The organism is Streptomyces sindenensis, from assembly GCF_014649035.1.
GTDB classification, from domain to species: Bacteria; Actinomycetota; Actinomycetes; order Streptomycetales; family Streptomycetaceae; genus Streptomyces; species Streptomyces sindenensis.
In genome coordinates this window covers 56,772-74,413 of the sequence record NZ_BMSG01000017.1, presented here as the reverse complement: position 1 = coordinate 74,413, position 17,642 = coordinate 56,772, and the positions used below count along the sequence as shown (strand labels likewise).

At 71.7% G+C, this 17,642-nt stretch carries 18 protein-coding genes; 13 read left to right on the top strand and 5 right to left on the bottom strand.

The window, feature by feature from the left end:
• Window positions 1-116 precede the first annotated feature (116 nt).
• On the bottom strand, window positions 117-986 hold the full coding sequence (locus IE145_RS19495; RefSeq protein ID WP_189526586.1) for an SCO6745 family protein: 870 nt from the start codon (window positions 984-986) through the stop codon (window positions 117-119).
• Window positions 987-1,133: 147 nt separating this feature from the next.
• Between IE145_RS19495 and IE145_RS19490 the strand changes: the two genes are divergently transcribed.
• Entirely contained in the window at window positions 1,134-2,096 is a 963-nt protein-coding gene (locus tag IE145_RS19490; protein ID WP_444545679.1) for a GlxA family transcriptional regulator, read from the top strand.
• 98 nt (window positions 2,097-2,194) lie between these two features.
• Window positions 2,195-2,830, top strand: a complete 636-nt coding sequence (locus tag IE145_RS19485) for a DJ-1/PfpI family protein (protein ID WP_189526582.1) — start codon at window positions 2,195-2,197, stop codon at window positions 2,828-2,830.
• 105 nt (window positions 2,831-2,935) lie between these two features.
• Here IE145_RS19485 and IE145_RS19480 read toward each other — a convergent pair whose 3' ends face one another.
• Window positions 2,936-3,712, bottom strand: a complete 777-nt coding sequence (locus tag IE145_RS19480) for an enoyl-CoA hydratase/isomerase family protein (protein ID WP_189526580.1) — start codon at window positions 3,710-3,712, stop codon at window positions 2,936-2,938.
• Between the two features lie 80 nt (window positions 3,713-3,792).
• Between IE145_RS19480 and IE145_RS19475 the strand changes: the two genes are divergently transcribed.
• Together IE145_RS19475 and IE145_RS19470 are read left to right on the top strand one after the other, a co-directional pair.
• A complete protein-coding gene (locus IE145_RS19475; RefSeq protein WP_189526578.1) occupies window positions 3,793-4,416 on the top strand; it encodes an HdeD family acid-resistance protein in 624 nt (207 codons plus the stop codon).
• A gap of 146 nt (window positions 4,417-4,562) precedes the next feature.
• Complete coding sequence (locus tag IE145_RS19470; RefSeq protein WP_189526576.1) at window positions 4,563-5,018, top strand: ATP-binding protein; 456 nt, start codon at window positions 4,563-4,565, stop codon at window positions 5,016-5,018.
• A gap of 130 nt (window positions 5,019-5,148) precedes the next feature.
• Here IE145_RS19470 and idi read toward each other — a convergent pair whose 3' ends face one another.
• From idi to galE, 3 genes are all read right to left on the bottom strand, one after another.
• On the bottom strand, window positions 5,149-5,742 hold the full coding sequence (gene idi / locus IE145_RS19465) for an isopentenyl-diphosphate Delta-isomerase (RefSeq protein ID WP_189526574.1): 594 nt from the start codon (window positions 5,740-5,742) through the stop codon (window positions 5,149-5,151).
• A gap of 140 nt (window positions 5,743-5,882) precedes the next feature.
• On the bottom strand, window positions 5,883-6,824 hold the full coding sequence (locus IE145_RS19460) for a cation diffusion facilitator family transporter (protein WP_189526571.1): 942 nt from the start codon (window positions 6,822-6,824) through the stop codon (window positions 5,883-5,885).
• A gap of 180 nt (window positions 6,825-7,004) precedes the next feature.
• Window positions 7,005-7,982: a UDP-glucose 4-epimerase GalE gene (galE, locus tag IE145_RS19455; protein ID WP_189526569.1), complete on the bottom strand. Its 978-nt coding sequence runs from the start codon at window positions 7,980-7,982 to the stop codon at window positions 7,005-7,007.
• 317 nt (window positions 7,983-8,299) lie between these two features.
• On the opposite strand from galE, the gene IE145_RS19450 reads away from it, so the two are divergent.
• From IE145_RS19450 to hpnD, 9 genes are all read left to right on the top strand, one after another.
• Window positions 8,300-10,054: a DUF5941 domain-containing protein gene (locus tag IE145_RS19450; RefSeq protein WP_189526567.1), complete on the top strand. Its 1,755-nt coding sequence runs from the start codon at window positions 8,300-8,302 to the stop codon at window positions 10,052-10,054.
• On the top strand, window positions 10,051-10,788 hold the full coding sequence (locus tag IE145_RS19445) for a phosphocholine cytidylyltransferase family protein (RefSeq protein WP_097877273.1): 738 nt from the start codon (window positions 10,051-10,053) through the stop codon (window positions 10,786-10,788). Before IE145_RS19450 ends, IE145_RS19445 begins: the two co-directional genes overlap by 4 nt.
• Window positions 10,776-11,837: an iron-containing alcohol dehydrogenase family protein gene (locus IE145_RS19440; protein WP_189526566.1), complete on the top strand. Its 1,062-nt coding sequence runs from the start codon at window positions 10,776-10,778 to the stop codon at window positions 11,835-11,837. The genes IE145_RS19445 and IE145_RS19440 overlap by 13 nt, the downstream gene beginning before the upstream one ends.
• A complete protein-coding gene (locus IE145_RS19435; RefSeq protein ID WP_079133974.1) occupies window positions 11,815-12,594 on the top strand; it encodes a CDP-alcohol phosphatidyltransferase family protein in 780 nt (259 codons plus the stop codon). The genes IE145_RS19440 and IE145_RS19435 overlap by 23 nt, the downstream gene beginning before the upstream one ends.
• 8 nt (window positions 12,595-12,602) lie before the next feature.
• Entirely contained in the window at window positions 12,603-13,475 is an 873-nt protein-coding gene (locus tag IE145_RS19430; RefSeq protein ID WP_189526712.1) for a glycosyltransferase family 2 protein, read from the top strand.
• 101 nt (window positions 13,476-13,576) lie between these two features.
• A complete protein-coding gene (locus IE145_RS19425; protein WP_006128930.1) occupies window positions 13,577-14,506 on the top strand; it encodes an ABC transporter permease in 930 nt (309 codons plus the stop codon).
• Window positions 14,499-15,284 (top strand): ABC transporter ATP-binding protein, encoded by a 786-nt coding sequence (locus tag IE145_RS19420; RefSeq protein ID WP_006128931.1) that lies wholly within the window; start codon window positions 14,499-14,501, stop codon window positions 15,282-15,284. The genes IE145_RS19425 and IE145_RS19420 overlap by 8 nt, the downstream gene beginning before the upstream one ends.
• Before the next feature lie 421 nt (window positions 15,285-15,705).
• Window positions 15,706-16,617: a squalene synthase HpnC gene (gene hpnC, locus IE145_RS19415; protein WP_189526563.1), complete on the top strand. Its 912-nt coding sequence runs from the start codon at window positions 15,706-15,708 to the stop codon at window positions 16,615-16,617.
• Between the two features lie 29 nt (window positions 16,618-16,646).
• Window positions 16,647-17,567 carry a presqualene diphosphate synthase HpnD gene (hpnD, locus tag IE145_RS19410; protein WP_189526710.1) on the top strand — a complete coding sequence of 307 codons (921 nt, stop codon included), beginning with the start codon at window positions 16,647-16,649 and terminating at the stop codon, window positions 17,565-17,567.
• Window positions 17,568-17,642 lie beyond the last annotated feature (75 nt).

The following is a 17,642-nucleotide window of genomic DNA, read 5'->3' as shown; positions in this document are numbered from 1 at the left end:
CCGGGCCTGCATTGTGCCGCGTGGCCGGGGGCCGTGTCGCGTGACCTCGGGCAACACGCCCGGGAGCCCCGCCGAGGTGCGCGGGGCTCCCGAGCCGTGCCGGGGCCCTTGCCGGCTCAGCCCCGGCCGGTCGCCGAAGCCGGGAACGCCCCTGCCGCCGCGGCGGTGAAGAGGAAGCCCCGGGCGAGTTCCGTGAGCCGCTCCACGCCGTCCGCGCCCAGATGTTCGTACGGCGCGATGTCCATGCGGTCCGTCGCCTCCTCCACCTCGGCCCGCAGCGCGGTACCGGCCTCGGTCAGTGCCAGTTCGTCGCCCGTCTCCAGCAGCCCGCGCTCGCGCAGCCGGTCGGCCGCGGCCTCCCAGTCCGTGCGGCGCCAGCCCCGGGAGGACAGGATCCAGCGGATCGCCATGCCCTTCCCGGTGGCGGTGTGGCTGACGAGCGACTCCAGCGGGTCGAGACCGGCCGCGAGCAGGGCGGCGAGATGCGCGTCGCCCCGGTGCTCGCGGAGCAGGGTCGCCGCGTGCCAGAACGCCAGGTGCGGCTCCTCGGGCACCGGCAGGTCCGCGTGCGCGGCGTACAGCGGGCGGGCGTGCGGGGTGCAGGCCTCGGTTGCGCGCGATGCGAGCCGGGCCGCCTCCGCCATCGCGTCGGAGGCGATGATCTCCTCGCCGAGCAGCCGCCGCAGCGTGGAGTCCGCCGCCCGCAGCCGGGCTCCGAGAACCGCCTCGGGGGAGGCGGTCTCCCAGACGGCCGGGACATGGCGGGCCACGAGCACGGGGTTGAAGTTGTAGAAGGTGGCGCTGACGGTGCCCGCGCCCACGGCGCCGAACGCGGCGGCACGGGTCGCGAAGTAGGCGGCGGAGGGGTCCTCGATGCCGATCTTCGCCATCTCCGCGCCCAGGTCGGGGGAGAAGAAGAGGCAGGAGTGCAGCGGGTTGACGGCGTTGTGGCAGCGGCGCTCCGCGCGGGCCGGGAGAGTACTCATACGGGCACGTTACCGACTGGTCGGTACGACGTGGAACCCCGGGGGAGCACCGGTGTTCTCCGAACCGGGCCGACGGCAGCCCGATGGCAGGAAAGGAGGGGTATGCGTCATTGCGGCCATCGCCGCCCGCCGCCCAGGATGGCAGACGTGAAGCAGCGAACCGTCCTGGTCGTCCTCTTCGACGGCGTTCAGAGTCTCGACGTGAGTGGGCCGATGGAGGTCTTCGCGGGCGCCTCCCGGGCGCCCGGTGTCTCCTACGACCTGCGGACCGCCTCGCTCGACGGCGGCCCCGTCCGGTCGACCAGCGGCCTCACCCTGGTGCCCGACAGCAGCCTGGCGGACGCGCCCGCTCCGCACACGCTGCTGGTGCCCGGCGGGCACGGCACCCGGGGTTCCTGTCCGGAGCTGACCGGCTGGCTGCGGGAGCACGCGCCACGCGCGGAGCGGCTGGTCTCCGTGTGCACCGGGGCGCTGCTGCTGGCCGGGGCGGGCCTGCTGGACGGGCACCGGGTCACGACCCACTGGAACCACTGCGACCGGCTCGCCCGTGATCACCCGGCCGTCCGGGTCGACCCGGAGCCGATCTTCGTACGGGACGGGCGGCTGGCCACCTCGGCGGGCGTCACCGCGGGCATCGACCTCGCCCTCGCACTCGTCGAGGAGGACCACGGGCGGGACCTCGCCCTGACCATCGCCCGCCATCTCGTGGTGTTCCTGCGCCGCCCCGGCAACCAGGCCCAGTTCAGCGCGCAGCTCAGCGCCCAGACCGCCCGGCGCGAACCGCTGCGCGAGGTCCAGCACTGGATCACCCAGCACCCGGACGCCGACCTCGGGGTCGACGCGCTCGCGGCCCGTGCCCGGCTCTCGCCCCGGCACTTCGCCCGGGCGTTCCGGGAGGAGACCGGCACGACCCCGGGGCGGTACGTCGAACGTGTCCGTCTGGAGCACGCCCGCCGGCTCCTGGAGGACACCGGCGACGGCGTCGAGCGGATCGCCCGCGCCAGTGGCTACGGCACTCCGGAGGCCATGCGCCGGGCCTTCGTGAAGACCCTCGCGACGGCGCCGGCCGAATACCGCCGCCGCTTCCGTACACCAGCGGCCGGCACCTGACATCCGAGACGTACCGCCGGTCAGTTGCCCAGCCAGCCAGCCAGCCATCCATCCATCCAGCCATTCAGTCTGTCCGTCCGAACCGAGAGGCAGTTCCCGTGCAGATCGCCATCCTGCTCTTCGACCGTTTCACCGCCCTGGACGCGGTGGGCCCCTACGAGATCCTCAGCCGTGCCCCCGGCGCCGAGACCGTCTTCGTCGCCGAACGCACCGGACCCGTCCGCAACGACAGCGGAAGCCTCGCGCTCGTCGCGGAGAAGACGCTCGCCGAAGTGCCGTCGCCCGATCTGGTGATCGTGCCCGGCGGCCCCGGCCAGAGCGGCCAGATGGAGAACGAGGCCCTGCTCGGCTGGCTGCGCACGGTCGACGCCACCACCACCTGGACCACCTCGGTCTGCACCGGATCGCTGCTGCTGGCGGCGGCCGGACTCCTGAAGGGGCGGCGGGCCACCTCGCACTGGCTGGCGCTGGAGGTGCTGAAGGAGTTCGGCGTCGAGCCCACCGGGGAGCGGGTCGTGCTCGACGGCAAGTACGTCACCGCCGCCGGGGTCTCCTCCGGCATCGACATGGGGCTGACCCTGCTGGGCCGGATCGCGGGCGACGACGTGGCGCGCTCGGTGCAGCTGCTCACGGAGTACGACCCCCAGCCGCCCTACGACTCCGGCTCGCCGCGGAAGGCCCCGGCCGTCCTCGTCGAGGAGTGGCGGTCCAAAAGCCGCCACATCACCCGGTAGGGCCCACGGCGCACCGACTCACCCGGTAGGGCCCGCGGCGCACCGACTCACCCGGTAGGGCCCGCGGCGCACCGACTCACCCGGTAGGGCCCGCGGCGCACCGACTCACCCGGTAGGGCCCGTGGTGTAGGTGAACCGCGGCGCGCGCCGCTCCAGGAAGGCCGCGACGCCCTCCGCCGTGTCCGTACTGCCCCGCGCCTCAGCGGCCCAGTGGGCGTCCCGGTCCGTCCGGCCCGCGGCGAACTCCTTCGCCGCGGCCTGGGTCAGCTGCGACCGGGACGCCAGCAGGCGTACGTACTCCTCGACCCGCTTGTCCAAACCGCCGGGCGGGAGCACCTCGTCGACCAGGCCGGTGCGCAGCGCCCGCTCCGTGCCGATCAGCTCGCCGGAGAACAGCAGATGCTTGGCCGTGCCCGGGCCGACGAGGGCGACCAGCCGCCGGGTCGAGGACGCCGAGTAGACGATGCCCAGGTTGGCCGGGGTGACCCCGAAGGAGGCACCCTCCTCCGCGAACCGCAGATCGCAGGCGGTCGCGAGCTGGCTGCCGCCGCCCACGCAGTAGCCGCGCACCGCCGCCAGCGTCGGCCGGGGAAACGCGGCGAGCGCCTCCTCGGCCTCCACCGTCACCCCGGAGGTCAGCCCCGGGGAGCCGTCCGCGCTCTCCCGCAGCGCCGCGATGTCGGCCCCGGCGCAGAAGGTGTCACCGGCCCCGGTCAGCACCAGCACCCGCACCGCCGGATCGGCCGCCAGCCGCTCCAGCAGCTCCGGCAGGCTCCGCCACATCGCGGTGGTCATCGCGTTGCGCTTGGCGGGGTTCGCGATCACGACGGTGGCGATACCGCGTTCGACGGACGTGATCAGCCGAGGTTCCGTACGGTCCATGCGCCGGATGCTATCCCCACGGTTCGAACCTATGATCAAGAAGGGGTCGCGAGACGGGCACGCACCGTGAGGAGCTGTCGATGAACGAACCCACCACCGAGGGCAGGAAGCTGAGCCGCAGTTTCGGCTGGCTGGCGCTGCTCGGCACCCTGCTGGTGATCGCGGGCATCATCGGGCTCGTCTACACCGGCGTGGCCACCCTCACCTCGATGCTGCTCTTCGGCTGGCTGCTGCTCGTCGGCGGTCTGGTCGGGCTGCTGCACGCGATCGAGTCGCGCGGCACGAGCTACTTCTGGCTGGGCGTGGTGGTCGCGGCCCTCAACATCGCGGCGGGCGTCGTCGTCATCAAGCACCCCGAGGGCACGGCCGAGGCGCTGACCATGTTCGCCGCTCTGCTCTTCCTGACCGGCGGGGTCTTCCGGCTCGTCGGCAGCGTCGTGGTGCGCGGCCCGCAGATGGGGTGGACGCTGTTGCAGGGAGCCTTCGGCCTGCTCCTGGGCCTGCTGGTGCTGTTCGACTGGCCGCACAGCAGCCTGTACGTGCTCGGCTGCTTCTTCTCGCTGGCCCTGCTGTTCGACGGGCTGGGCCTGATCGCCATCGGCATCGGCGGCCGACGTATTGTCAGCATGGTCTCGGAGCGGCTCGATGAAACGGTCCCGGCCGCGGACAAGCGGATCACGCCACCGGAAGACGAGCAGAAGTAGTCACTAGGTCGCCAACGATCCACAGGTTTGGTCGAATAGCGCCGATACCTGGCTACTTCCGATCAGTGGCACGGTCCTGACCAAGCCATTCCCAACACTCTTTACTCGACGGTCAGTGCAGTGCGAGTGAGAGCTGGTGCCGGACGATGGAGAGCCTCGGGAGTGCCCCTGCCGATCCCGTGTCGTACGAGGGGGTGTGGCGCTTCACCGCCCCCGCCGTGGAGGCGTCCGTGCCCAGCGCCCGGCACGCCGTACGCGATCTCCTCGGCCGGCAGGGCGTGCCGGTCGAGGACGATGTCCTCCAGGGGCTGCTGCTGATCGTCTCGGAGCTGGTCACCAACGCCGTCAAGCACGCGGCGCTCCTCTCGCCCGAGCTGGCCGTCGAGGTGGCGATCGCCGCCGACTGGGTCAGAGTCTCGGTCGAGGACAACCACCCCTACCGCCCCACCGCCCTGGAGACGGACTACGCGCAGACCGGCGGCCGGGGGCTGCTGCTGGTCAAGGTGATCACCGCGGAGGCGGGCGGCACCTGCGACGTCGAGCACACGGCGAGCGGCGGGAAGATCATCTGGGCGGCGCTGCCGTTGAAGACGCAGCTCTGACCGCCCCGAACGCAGCGGAACCCCCACGCATCGGAACCCCACGCAGCGGACCCCCGCTGCCGCCTCTTCCGCAGGCGACGGCCCCCGTGCGCGACGGCCCGGCCGCCCCCGTAGGCGACCGGGCGAAGAGTCACCAGCCGGCCGAGGGCCCCGTCAGCTCACGGATCGCCGGCCGCGCCGCGTCCAGCACGGTCATGAACCACGCGGAGAACGGCCCCTCGGCGTGCCGCTTCTCCAACTCGGCCGCCGTCACGAAGGCGGTCTCGCCGACCTCCTCCGGGTCCGGCTTCAGTGCCTCCTGCGCCATTCCCACGAACAGGTGATTGAACTCCTGCTCCACCAGGCCCGACGCCGGGTCCGGGTGGTTGTAGCGCACGGTGCCCGCCTCGGCCATCAGCGACGGCGAGATGCCCAGCTCCTCGTACGTACGCCGGGCGGCGGCCGCGAACGGCGACTCGTCCGGGTAGGGGTGCCCGCAGCAGGTGTTCGACCAGACGCCGGGCGAGTGGTACTTGCCGAGCGCCCGGCGCTGGAGCAGCAGCCGCCCCTGCTCGTCGAAGAGGAACACGGAGAACGCACGGTGCAGCTGCCCGGGGGCCTGGTGGGCCGCCAGCTTCTCCGCGGTGCCGATGGTGGTGCCGTTCTCGTCGACCAGTTCGAGCATGATCGGTTCGGCGGTGCCGTTCGACGAGCTGTGCGTCGCGGTGGCTGGTGTGGTCGGCATACCCATCCTTCGCTTTGGTCCCCGGCCTCGTGCGCCGGGCCCCTGGAGTCCGGTCAAGTCTGCCGTACAAAAGCCGCTTGTCATCACTCCGGGGCCGGGCATGTCCGGCCCGTGGGCGCGCCGCACCCCGGCCCCACGGCTCAGTGGCAGAGACGCGCCTCGTGCTGCGCGTGACCGCTCGGCTCCAGCTGGAAGGTGCAGTGCTCCACGTCGAAGTGGTCCCCGAGGCAGCCCTGCAACTCGTGCAGCACCTTCTCGTGCCCTATCGAGTCGAGCATCTCCTGGCGCACCACCACATGGGCGGAGAGCACCGGCATCCCCGAGGTGATCGTCCAGGCGTGCAGGTCATGGACGTCCAGCACCCCGGGCAGCGCCGTGATGTGGGCCCGTACCTCCGCCATGTCGACCCCCTTGGGCGCGGCCTCCAGCAGCACGTTCAGGGTCTCCCGCAGCAGCTTCACCGTCCGGGGGACGATCATCAGGCCGATCACCAGCGAGGCGATCGGGTCGGCGGCCTGCCAGCCGGTCGCCATGATGATCCCCGCCGAGACGATCACGGCGATCGAGCCCAGGGTGTCCGCCATCACCTCCAGATAGGCGCCCCGCACATTGAGGCTCTCCTTCTGCCCGCGCATCAGCAGCGAGAGGGAGACGATATTGGCCACCAGACCGACCGCGGCGAACGCGATGGCCAGCCCGCCCTTCGTCTCGGCCGGGGTGATGAACCGCTCCACCGCCTCGTAGATCAGATAGGCGCCGACCCCCAGCAGCAGCAGACAGTTGGCGAGCGCGGCCAGGATCTCCGCGCGGGCGAAGCCGAAGGTGCGGTTCGGTGCGGCCGGGCGGTTGGCGAAGTGGATGGCGAGCAGCGCCATCCCGAGGCCCAGGGCGTCGGTGGCCATATGGGCGGCGTCCGCGATCAGCGCGAGCGAGTCGGAGAGCACCCCGCCGACGATCTCCATGACCATCACGCTCAGGGTGATCGCCAGGGCGACCCGGAGCCTTCCCCGGTACGCGGCGGCGGCCGTTCCCGTCGGAGGCGGCCCGCCGTGCGCATGCCCGTGATCGTGGCCAGCCCCCATGGGAAACGCCTCCAGGTCCGTAGGTCGTCCGGGGCCCAACCGCCCCGGCCAGGCCCAGTGAACTACGGGTGGGGGGTATCGGGCAACACGGGACTGAACACCGTTGTCATCTCCTCTGACCTGCGGAAACGCTTCGCAGGTCAGAGCATGGACACGATCGAGGAAGCCACCTGGAACCGATCAAGGACGGGCCTCGGGGTGGTGCAGGCACCAGCCCTCCCAGGCCGACTCGACCATCTCGCGCACACCTCGCCGGGCCGCCCAGCCCAGCTCCCCGGTGATCCGCGCGGCCGACGCCACCGCCTTCGGCGCGTCACCGGCCCGGCGCGGCTCGACGACCGGCTTCAGACCGCTTCCGGTCACCTCGCCGATCACGTTTGCCAGCTCCCGCACCGAGACGCCCTCGCCCCGGCCGACGTTCAGCGTCAGGTCGCCCGCGCCCGTCTCGTCCAGCCGCCGCGCGACCGCGAGGTGCGCCTCCGCCAGATCGGCGACGTGGATGTAGTCGCGGATGCAGGTGCCGTCCGGCGTCGGGTAGTCGTCGCCGAAGATCCGCGGGGCCTCGCCGCGCGTCAGCCGCTCGAACATCATCGGCACGATGTTGAAGACCCCGGTGTCCGCCAGTTCCGGCGCGGCCGCGCCCGCCACGTTGAAGTACCGCAGGCAGGCGGTCGAGAGCCCGTGCGCCTTGCCGGTGGCCCGCACCAGCCACTCCCCGGTGAGCTTCGTCTCGCCGTACGGGTTGATGGGGAGGCAGGGCGTCTCCTCCGTGATGAGGTCCACGTCCGGTACGCCGTACACGGCCGCCGAGGACGAGAAGAGGAAGCGGCGCACCCCCGCCGCGACCACGGCCTCCAGCAGGACGGCCAGTCCCGCGACGTTCTCCCGGTAGTACAGCAGCGGCTTCTCCACGGACTCGCCGACCTGCTTCTTCGCCGCGAGGTGCACCACACCGCTCACCGCGTGATCGGCCAGCACCCGGTCCAGCAGCGCCCGGTCGGAGGCGGACCCCTCCACCAGCGTGACGGCGTCCGGCAACCGGTCGACGACGCCGCTGGAGCGGTCGTCGAGCACCACGACCCGCTCGCCCGCCGCGACCATGGCCCGCGCCACGTGTGCCCCGATGTAACCCGCCCCGCCTGTGATCAGCCATGTCATGACCGCCAGCCTAAGCGCAGCGCTCCCGCCGCCCGCCTCCGCGGTTTGTGGGCCGGGCCCCCGATCGATGATGATGATCGCGAACGGCGCCCGACCGCGCACGTCCACCCGAACGGCGCACAAACGGGTGGTGAAATCGGGCTTCCGTTCATCCGATAGCCTCAGCCGACACGCCGCCGGCCCGCCATGTGGCCGTGCCGCCGCGTGCCGTCCACGTCAGTGCCAAGGAGTGAGTTCGTCTGTCGACCGCCATCCTCACCGGTACGCCGGTACCCGGGTCGTCGCTCGCGGACGATCTGCGGTCCCTGGGCTTCGACGTGCAGACCGCCGCCGACGCCGGTGACGCCGCGACCCTCCTCGCCGCCGTCCCGGCCGGCCGCCGGGTCGCCCTCGTCGATCCGCGTTTCGTCGGCCACGTCCACGCGCTGCGGCTCGGACTGACCGACCCGCGCTTCGCCGCCGCCACCGTGCCCGGTGCCCTCACCGCCCAGCCCGAGGCGCGCGGCGCCCTGCTGCGCGCGCTCCGGCGCACCACGGCGGCCGTCGGCGCGGGCGCCCCCGTCGTCGCCCCCGACACCGATCCGGCGCCCGAGGACCGCACCGTCCCCGGCCGGATCGCCGTGGCGCTGGAGGCCGAGGGCACCGCCGTCAAGCGCCCCGAGCTGGGATCGCTCACCGCCGCCGTCCCCACCGACGCCGCGTCGCGAGCGACCGCCGAGAGCGCCCGCGACGCGGTCGACGACGAGGCGGTCCGGCTGCGCAGCGCGGTCAAGGCCCACGACGGCTTCTTCACGACCTTCGCCATCAGCCCGTACTCGCGCTACATCGCCCGCTGGTGCGCCCGTCGGGGCCTCACCCCGAACCAGGTCACCACCGCGTCCCTGATCACCGCGCTCGTCGCGGCGGGCGCGGCGGCCACCGGAACCCGGGGCGGCTACATCGCCGCCGGGATCCTGCTGCTGGTCTCCTTCGTGCTGGACTGCACCGACGGGCAGCTCGCCCGCTACTCGCTCCAGTACTCCACGATGGGCGCCTGGCTGGACGCCACCTTCGACCGGGCCAAGGAGTACGCGTACTACGCCGGGCTCGCCATCGGCGCCGTACGCGGCGGTGATGACGTCTGGGTCCTGGCGCTCGGCGCGATGGTCCTCCAGGCCTGCCGCCATGTCGTGGACTTCTCGTTCAACGAGGCCAACCACGACGCGGTCGCCAACACCAGCCCCACCGCCGCCCTGTCCGACAAGCTCGACAGCGTCGGCTGGACGGTCTGGGCGCGCCGGATGATCGTGCTGCCGATCGGCGAGCGCTGGGCCATGATCGCGGTCCTCACCGCGCTCACCACCCCGCGCATCGTCTTCTACGCCCTGCTCGTCGGCTGCTCCCTGGCCGCCTGCTACACCACCGCGGGCCGCCTGCTGCGCTCGCTCACCCGCCGGGCCAGCCGTACCGACCGCGCCGCGCAGGCCCTCGCGGACCTCGCCGACTCCGGGCCCCTCGCCCAGGGCGTGGCCGCCGTCGCCCCCGGACTCCGGGGCGCGTTCACGGCTCCGGCCGTCGCCCTGCTCGGGACGCTCGTCATGATCGGCGGGGCCCTCTTCCTCCCGTACGGCAGCCCGCTCACGGTCGCCGCGGCGGCGGTGTACGTGGTCCTCTCCGGCCTCGCCGTCGCCCGCCCGCTCAAGGGTGCGCTCGACTGGCTGGTGCCGCCGTTCTTCCGGGCCGCGGAGTACGTCACGATCCTCGTGCTGGCGGCCCGCAGCGACGTCCCGCACGCCGTTCCGGCGGCCTTCGGGCTGGTGTCGGCCGTCGCCTACCATCACTACGACACGGTGTACCGCATTCGCGGAGGCACCGGCGCACCGCCCCAGTGGCTGGTGCGGACGATCGGTGGACACGAGGGCCGTACCGCGCTGGTGGCCGTCCTCGCCGCCGTACTCACCCACGCCTCAGGTTTCACCACGGCCCTGACCGCGCTCGCGGTCGCCGTGGCTCTGGTGGTGCTCGTGGAGTCCATCCGCTTCTGGGTGTCCTCCTCGGCGCCCGCCGTACACGACGAAGGAGAACTCGCATGATCGGCCTCGTACTGGCAGCCGGTGCAGGACGACGTCTGCGCCCCTACACGGACACGCTCCCCAAGGCGCTCGTCCCTGTCGACGGCGACAAGACGGTCCTCGACCTCACGCTGGCCAACTTCGCCGAGGTCGGGCTCACCGAGGTCGCGATCGTCGTCGGCTACCGCAAGGAGGCCGTCTACGCCCGCAAGGCCGAGCTGGAGGCCACCTACGGCCTCAGCCTCACGCTGATCGACAACGACAAGGCCGAGGAGTGGAACAACGCCTACTCCCTGTGGTGCGCCCGTGACGTCATCAAGCGCGGCGTGATCCTCGCCAACGGCGACACCGTGCACCCGGTCTCCGTCGAGAAGACCCTCCTGGACGCCCGCGGCAAGGGCCAGAAGATCATCCTCGCCCTGGACACCGAGAAGGTGCTCGCCGACGAGGAGATGAAGGTCATCACCGAGGACGGCAAGGGCGTCCGGCGGATCACCAAGCTGATGGACCCGGCCACCGCCACCGGTGAGTACATCGGCGTCACCCTCATCGAGGCCGAGGCCGCCGAGGAGCTGGCGGACGCGCTGAAGACCACCTTCGAGCGCGACCCCGACCTCTACTACGAGGACGGCTACCAGGAGCTCGTGAACCGCGGCTTCACCGTCGACGTGGCCCCCATCGGCACCGTGACCTGGGTCGAGATCGACAACCACGACGACCTCAAGAAGGGCCGGGAGATCGCGTGCCAGTACTGACCCGGCTCATTCCGTCCCCGGTCGTCGTGGACATCCGACGCGGCGCCATGGACGATCTGGCGGGTCTCCTGGCCGATCAGCGGATCTCCTCCTCGGGCAAGCTCGCCATCGCGATCAGCGACGGCTCCGGGCGCGCCCTGAAGGAGAGGCTCGCCCCGGTCCTGCCCGGCGCCGACTGGTACCCGGTCTCCGACGGCACGATCGACTCCGCGGTGAAGCTCGCCGACGGCATCAAGGGCAACCGGTACGACGCGGTGGTGGGCCTCGGCGGCGGCAAGATCATCGACGTGGCGAAGTACGCCGCGGCGCGGGTCGGGCTGCCCATGGTCGCCGTCGCGACGAACCTCTCGCACGACGGCCTGTGCTCGCCGGTCGCCACGCTGGACAACGACAACGGGCGCGGCTCCTACGGGGTCCCCACCCCGATCGCCGTGGTCATCGACCTCGACGTGATCCGTGAGGCGCCCGCCCGTTACGTCCGCTCCGGCATCGGCGACGCGATCTCGAACATCTCCTGCGTCGCCGACTGGGAGCTGGCCCACGAGGTCAACGGTGAGGAGATCGACGGGCTCGCGGCCGCGATGGCCCGCCAGGCCGGCGAGGCCGTGCTGCGCCACCCGGGCGGCGTCGGCGACGACGCCTTCCTGAAGGTGCTGGCCGAGGGACTCGTGCTGACCGGGATCTCGATGTCGGTCGCGGGCGACTCGCGGCCGGCGTCCGGCGCCTGCCACGAGATCAACCACGCCTTCGACCTGCTCTACCCCCAGCGCGCGGCCAGCCATGGCGAACAGGTCGGCCTCGGCGCCTGCTTCGCCATGCATCTGCGCGGTGCCCGCCAGGAGTCCCTCCTGATGGCATCGATACTGCGCCGCCACGGTCTGCCGGTCCTGCCGGAGGAGATCGGGTTCAGCGTCGACGAGTTCGTCAAGGCCGTCGACTACGCGCCGCAGACGCGTCCGGGACGCTTCACGGTCCTGGAGCACCTCAACCTGTCCACCGACCAGATCAGGGACGCGTACGCCGACTATGTCTCGACCGTCAGTAGCTGAACTCCGTCCGGTCGTGCACCCCCCGGGGGTGAAGGACCGGCGCAGCGGCGAGCACTGGGCCGGGCGCATGTACATGCGCGAGGTCTCGCTGCGCGTGGACCGCTACCTGGTGAACACCCGCGTCACGCCGAACCAGGTCACGTACGTCATGACGCTGGCCGGAGCCCTGGCCGCCCCGGCGCTGCTGGTGCCGGGCGTCTGGGGCGCCGTGCTCGGCGTGGTGATGGTCCAGCTCTATCTGCTCTTCGACTGCGTGGACGGCGAGCTGGCCCGCTGGAAGAAGCAGTACTCGCTCAGTGGGGTCTACCTGGACCGGGTCGCCGCCTATCTGTGCGACGCGGCGGTCCTGGTGGGCCTCGGCCTGCGGGCCGCCGACATCTGGGGCGAGGGCCGGATCGACTGGCTCTGGGCGTTCCTCGGGACGCTCGCGGCGCTCGGCGCGATCCTGATCAAGGCCGAGACGGACCTGGTGGGCGTGGCCCGTCACCAGGGCGGGCTGCCGCCGGTGAAGGAGGCGGCCTCCGAGCCGCGCTCCTCCGGGATGGCGCTGGCCCGCAAGGCCGCAGCCGCGCTCAAGTTCCACCGGCTGATCCTCGGCATCGAGGCGTCCCTGGTGATCCTCGTGGTGGCCGTCGTGGACGCGATCGCGGGCGACCTCTTCTACACCCGCCTGACCGTGGCGGTCATGGCCGGCATCGCGCTGCTGCAGACCCTGCTGCACCTGGTGTCCGTCCTGGCGTCCAGCAGGCTGAAGTGACCCGTCCCATGAAACTGGGCGCGGTGATCATCACCATGGGCAACCGCCCGGACGAACTGCGCGCCCTCCTCGATTCGGTCACCGCCCAGCACGGTGACCGGATCGAGGTCGTGGTCGTCGGCAACGGCGCCCCGGTCCCCGACGTGCCCGCCGGGGTGCGCACGGTGGAGCTGCCCGAGAACCTGGGCATCCCCGGCGGCCGCAACGTCGGCATCGAGGCGTTCGGCCCCTGCGGGGCGGACGTGGACGCGCTGCTCTTCCTGGACGACGACGGGCTGCTGCCGAACCGGGACACCGCCGAGCTGTGCCGGCAGGCCTTCGCGGCGGACCCGAAGCTCGGCATCGTCACCTTCCGCATCGCCGACCCGGAGACCGGCGTCACCCAGCGGCGGCACGTGCCCCGGCTGCGCGCCGCCGACCCGATGCGCTCCTCGCGGGTGACGACGTTCCTCGGCGGCGCCAACGCCGTACGCACCAAGGTCATCGCCGAAGTCGGCCCGCTGCCCGAGGACTTCTTCTACGCCCACGAGGAGACGGACCTCGCCTGGCGGGCGCTGGACGCGGGCTGGATGATCGACTACCGCGCCGACATGGTGCTGAACCACCCCACCACCGCCCCGTCCCGGCACGCGGTCTACCACCGCATGGTCGCCCGCAACCGGGTCTGGCTCGCCCGCCGGAACCTCCCCGCCCCGCTGGTACCGCTCTACACCGGGGTCTGGCTGCTGCTGACCCTGGTCAGGCGCCCCTCGCCGCCCGCGCTGAAGGCATGGTTCGGCGGATTCCGGGAGGGCTGGACGACCCCGTGCGGAATCCGGCGCCCGATGAAGTGGCGTACGGTGTGGCGGCTGACGAGGCTGGGCCGACCTCCGGTCATCTGAGACGCTTACCTCTGAGAGCATGAGGCGTATTTTCTTTCCGGAACCTGTCCGCCTGAGCCGCGCCCGCGACTGGCTGCGCGTGAAGACGAGAGTCTCAACTTGTGAGTGACACGACCCACGACGGTGGGGTAGCCCTCGGGACCCCGCCGTCCGCCGACGAGGGCCTCGACGCGGCCCAGCTGGCCGCCAAGTACGGCCTGACCGTGAGCGGTGCCCGACCGGGGCTGTTCGCGTACATGCGACAGCTCTGGGGCCGGCGCCACTTCATCCTGGCCTTCTCCCGGGCGAAGCTGACCGCCCAGTACAGCCAGGCCAAACTGGGCCAGCTGTGGCAAGTGGTCACGCCCCTGCTGAACGCCTGTGTCTATTACCTGATCTTCGGCCTGATCCTGGGGACCAGGGAGGGGATCCCCCACGACGTCTTCGTGCCGTTCCTCGTCACCGGCGTCTTCGTCTTCACCTTCACCCAGAGCTCGGTGATGGCGGGTGTCCGGTCGATCTCCGGCAACCTCGGCCTGGTCCGGGCGCTCCACTTCCCCCGCGCCTCGCTCCCCATCTCCTTCTCGCTCCAGCAGCTCCAGCAGCTGCTCTTCTCGATGATCGTGATGGTCGCGGTCACCGTCATCTTCGGCAGCTACCCCTCGCTGTCGTGGCTCCTGGTGATCCCCGCCCTCCTTCTCCAGTTCGTCTTCAACACCGGCCTGGCCCTCGTCATGGCGCGGCTCGGCTCCAAGACCCCCGACCTCGCACAGCTGATGCCGTTCGTGATGCGCACCTGGATGTACGCCTCGGGCGTCATGTTCTCCATCCCGGTGATGCTGAAGGACAAGCCGGCCTGGATCGCGGACGTGCTCCAGTACAACCCGGCGGCGATCTACATGGACCTGGTCCGCTTCGCCATGATCGACGGCTACGGCTCCGAGAACCTGCCGGACCACGTCTGGGCCGCCGGCCTGGGCTGGGCGGTGCTGCTGGGGGTCGTGGGATTCGTGTACTTCTGGAAGGCGGAGGAGCGGTACGGCCGTGGCTGACGACAACGCGCAGGGGCGCATCCCCACGGTGATCGCCGACGACGTGCACATCGTGTACCGGGTCAACGGCGCGGGCGGCGGCCGGGGCAGCGCCACCGCCGCGCTGAGCCGGATGCTGCGGCGGGGCAAGGGCGAGCCGCGCGGTGTCCGGAAGGTGCACGCCGTACGCGGCGTCTCCTTCACCGCCTACCGCGGCGAGGCCATCGGCCTCATCGGCACCAACGGATCCGGCAAGTCGACGCTGCTGCGGGCCATCGCCGGCCTGCTGCCGACCGAATCCGGCCATGTGTACACCGACGGCCAGCCCTCGCTGCTCGGCGTGAACGCGGCGCTGATGAGCGACCTGACCGGCGAGCGCAACGTGGTGCTGGGCGGTCTGGCCATGGGGATGACCCAGGCCGAGATCCGCTCCCGCTACCAGGAGATCGTCGACTTCTCCGGCATCAACGAGAAGGGCGACTTCATCACCCTGCCGATGCGGACGTACTCCTCCGGCATGGCGGCGCGCCTGCGGTTCTCGATCGCCGCCGCCAAGAACCACGACGTCCTCATGATCGACGAGGCGCTGGCCACCGGTGACCGCAAGTTCCGCATCCGCTCCGAGGAGCGGATCCGCGAGCTGCGCAAGGAGGCGGGGACCGTCTTCCTGGTCAGCCACAACAACAAGTCGATCAGGGACACCTGCGACCGCGCGCTGTGGCTGGAGAAGGGCGAGCTGCTGATGGACGGTCCCACCGAGGAAGTCCTCAAGGCGTACGAGCGCGAGACGGGCAAGTAGCCCGAGCCCCCCGAGCCCATCCCGTGGCCCCCGCCGGACCGGTCCGGCGGGGGCCGTGCGGTGCCCGTTGCCGGGCAGGCCCTCCGCAGTAGCGCCGAGGGCCGATCTCCTCCCGGCGGATGACGTCAATTCAGCCGTGCCCGGGGAAGGTTGACAGGTGCGGCCGGGAAGCGGCGGCGGGCGCTCCACCCCGCCGATCCGCTGTGAGCTGTACAACGTAAGCTGGAGCGGTGCTGATTCATGGCAAGTAGGGCGATACGCCGCGGCACCGACGCTCTGCCGCAGTGCACTCGGAAGACTGAGCGGCGTGTCCGAAAAGGGTTGTTTTGGGTCAGCAGTGTAGAACGGGAGATGTGACGGCAATGACGGAAGATCTCCAGCTCCGACGTGGTTTCGCCGTCCCCGCGCCGGGCGGTCCGCAGTGACCTCGACCCCCACGGCGCGCATCGGCGGCGCCACCCTCGGCAAGGCCGCGGACGAGAACTTCCCCGTGGCTCCCTTCTTCCTGCCCCGCGCCTGGCGCGGCGACCTGATGGCGGTCTACGGATTCGCCCGGCTCGTCGACGACATCGGCGACGGCGATCTCGCCCCCGGCGGCGCGGACGCCCGCCACCTCGGCCTGGAGCCGGAGCAGAGCGACGACCGCCTCGCCATGCTCGACGCGCTGGAGACCGACCTCCGCCGGGTCTTCGCCACCACCGGCGAGGAGCCGCACCACCCCCTGCTGCGCGATCTGCGCCCCACGGTGCGCCGCCGCGCACTGACTCCCGACCTCTTCACCGGCCTGATCGAGGCGAACCGCCAGGACCAGAAGGTCCGCCGCTACGGCACCTACGCCGAGCTCGCCGCCTACTGCGAGCTCTCCGCGAACCCCGTCGGCCGCCTGGTCCTCGCCCTCACCGGCACCACCAGCCCCGAACGCGTCCGCCGCTCCGACGCGGTCTGCACCGCCCTCCAGATCGTCGAGCACCTCCAGGACGTCGCCGAGGACCTGGAACGCGACCGGATCTATCTGCCCGCCGAGGACATGGAGCGCTTCCGGGTCACCGAGTCCGACCTGGCCGCGCCCTCCGCCGGAGCCTCCGTCCGCGCCCTGATCGCGTACGAGGCCCAGCGAGCGAGCGACCTGCTGGACGAGGGCCCCCCGCTGGTGGGCAGCGTCGACGGCCGGCTGAAACTGCTCCTCGCCGGATTCGTCGGGGGCGGCCGCAGCGCGCTCACGGCGATCTCGGCCGCCGGGTTCGACGTCCTGCCCGGACCGCCCAAGGCCACCAAGCCCAGCCTGCTGCGTGAAGTGGGAACCGTCTTGCGAAGAGCGCGTGGAGAGAGGTGAGCCGGACCGTGGAGGGACAGACGACGTACATGTCGCCGCCGGTGCAGGCCGCATACAGTTACTGCGAAGCCGTCACCGGACAGCAGGCCCGTAACTTCGCCTACGGCATCAGGCTGCTGCCGTACGAGAAGCGGCAGGCCATGTCGGCGCTGTACGCCTTCTCCCGTCGGGTCGACGACATCGGCGACGGGGAGCTGGACGCCGGGACCAAGCGGACCCGGCTGGAGAGCACCCGCGAGCTGCTCGACCGGGTCCGGCACGGCAAGGTCGAGGAGGACGACACCGACCCGGTGGCCGTCGCGCTCGCCGACGCCGCCCGCCGCTTCCCGCTCCCGCTCGGCGGCCTCGACGAGCTGATCGACGGCGTCCTGATGGACGTACGCGGGGCGACCTACGAGACCTGGGACGACCTCAAGGCCTACTGCCGCTGCGTCGCCGGAGCCATCGGACGCCTCAGCCTCGGCGTCTTCGGCACCGCGCCGGGCGCCCGCGGGGCCGAGCGCGCCGCGGAGTACGCCGACACCCTCGGCCTCGCCCTCCAGCTCACCAACATCCTGCGCGACGTCCGCGAGGACGCGGGCAACGGGCGCACCTACCTGCCCGCCGACGACCTGGCCAAATTCGGCTGCTCGGCCGGCTTCCACCGCACCACCCCGCCCCCCGGGTCCGACTTCGCCGGCCTCGTCCACTTCGAGGTCCGCCGCGCCCGCGCCCTGTTCGCCGAGGGCTACCGGCTGCTGCCGATGCTCGACCGCCGCAGCGGCGCCTGCGTCGCCGCGATGGCCGGGATCTACCGCCGCCTCCTCGACCGGATCGAGCGCGACCCCGAGGCCGTCCTGCGCGGCCGGGTCTCCCTGCCCGGCCACGAGAAGGCCTACGTCGCGGTGCGCGGCCTGTCCGGTCTCGACGCCCGTCACATCTCGCGGCTCACCGCCAGGGGGCGAGCCTGATGCGGCCGTGCGGCTCCGGCCCCGGGGCAACCTTCCGGTGGCCCGACGCGTCACAGACTGCGACGATCTGCAGGG

What these genes read in the sequence shown, in the direction of transcription:
- IE145_RS19460 (WP_189526571.1), bottom strand. Translation starts at nt 6,824, where the DNA reads ATGGGGGCTGGCCACGATCACGGGCATGCGCACGGCGGGCCGCCTCCG.
- IE145_RS19475 (WP_189526578.1), top strand. Translation starts at nt 3,793, where the DNA reads ATGAACGAACCCACCACCGAGGGCAGGAAGCTGAGCCGCAGTTTCGGC.
- hpnD (WP_189526710.1), top strand. Translation starts at nt 16,647, where the DNA reads ATGTCGCCGCCGGTGCAGGCCGCATACAGTTACTGCGAAGCCGTCACC.
- galE (WP_189526569.1), bottom strand. Translation starts at nt 7,982, where the DNA reads ATGACATGGCTGATCACAGGCGGGGCGGGTTACATCGGGGCACACGTG.
- IE145_RS19445 (WP_097877273.1), top strand. Translation starts at nt 10,051, where the DNA reads ATGATCGGCCTCGTACTGGCAGCCGGTGCAGGACGACGTCTGCGCCCC.
- IE145_RS19495 (WP_189526586.1), bottom strand. Translation starts at nt 986, where the DNA reads ATGAGTACTCTCCCGGCCCGCGCGGAGCGCCGCTGCCACAACGCCGTC.
- IE145_RS19430 (WP_189526712.1), top strand. Translation starts at nt 12,603, where the DNA reads ATGAAACTGGGCGCGGTGATCATCACCATGGGCAACCGCCCGGACGAA.
- IE145_RS19480 (WP_189526580.1), bottom strand. Translation starts at nt 3,712, where the DNA reads ATGGACCGTACGGAACCTCGGCTGATCACGTCCGTCGAACGCGGTATC.
- idi (WP_189526574.1), bottom strand. Translation starts at nt 5,742, where the DNA reads ATGCCGACCACACCAGCCACCGCGACGCACAGCTCGTCGAACGGCACC.
- IE145_RS19470 (WP_189526576.1), top strand. Translation starts at nt 4,563, where the DNA reads ATGGAGAGCCTCGGGAGTGCCCCTGCCGATCCCGTGTCGTACGAGGGG.
- IE145_RS19435 (WP_079133974.1), top strand. Translation starts at nt 11,815, where the DNA reads ATGTCTCGACCGTCAGTAGCTGAACTCCGTCCGGTCGTGCACCCCCCG.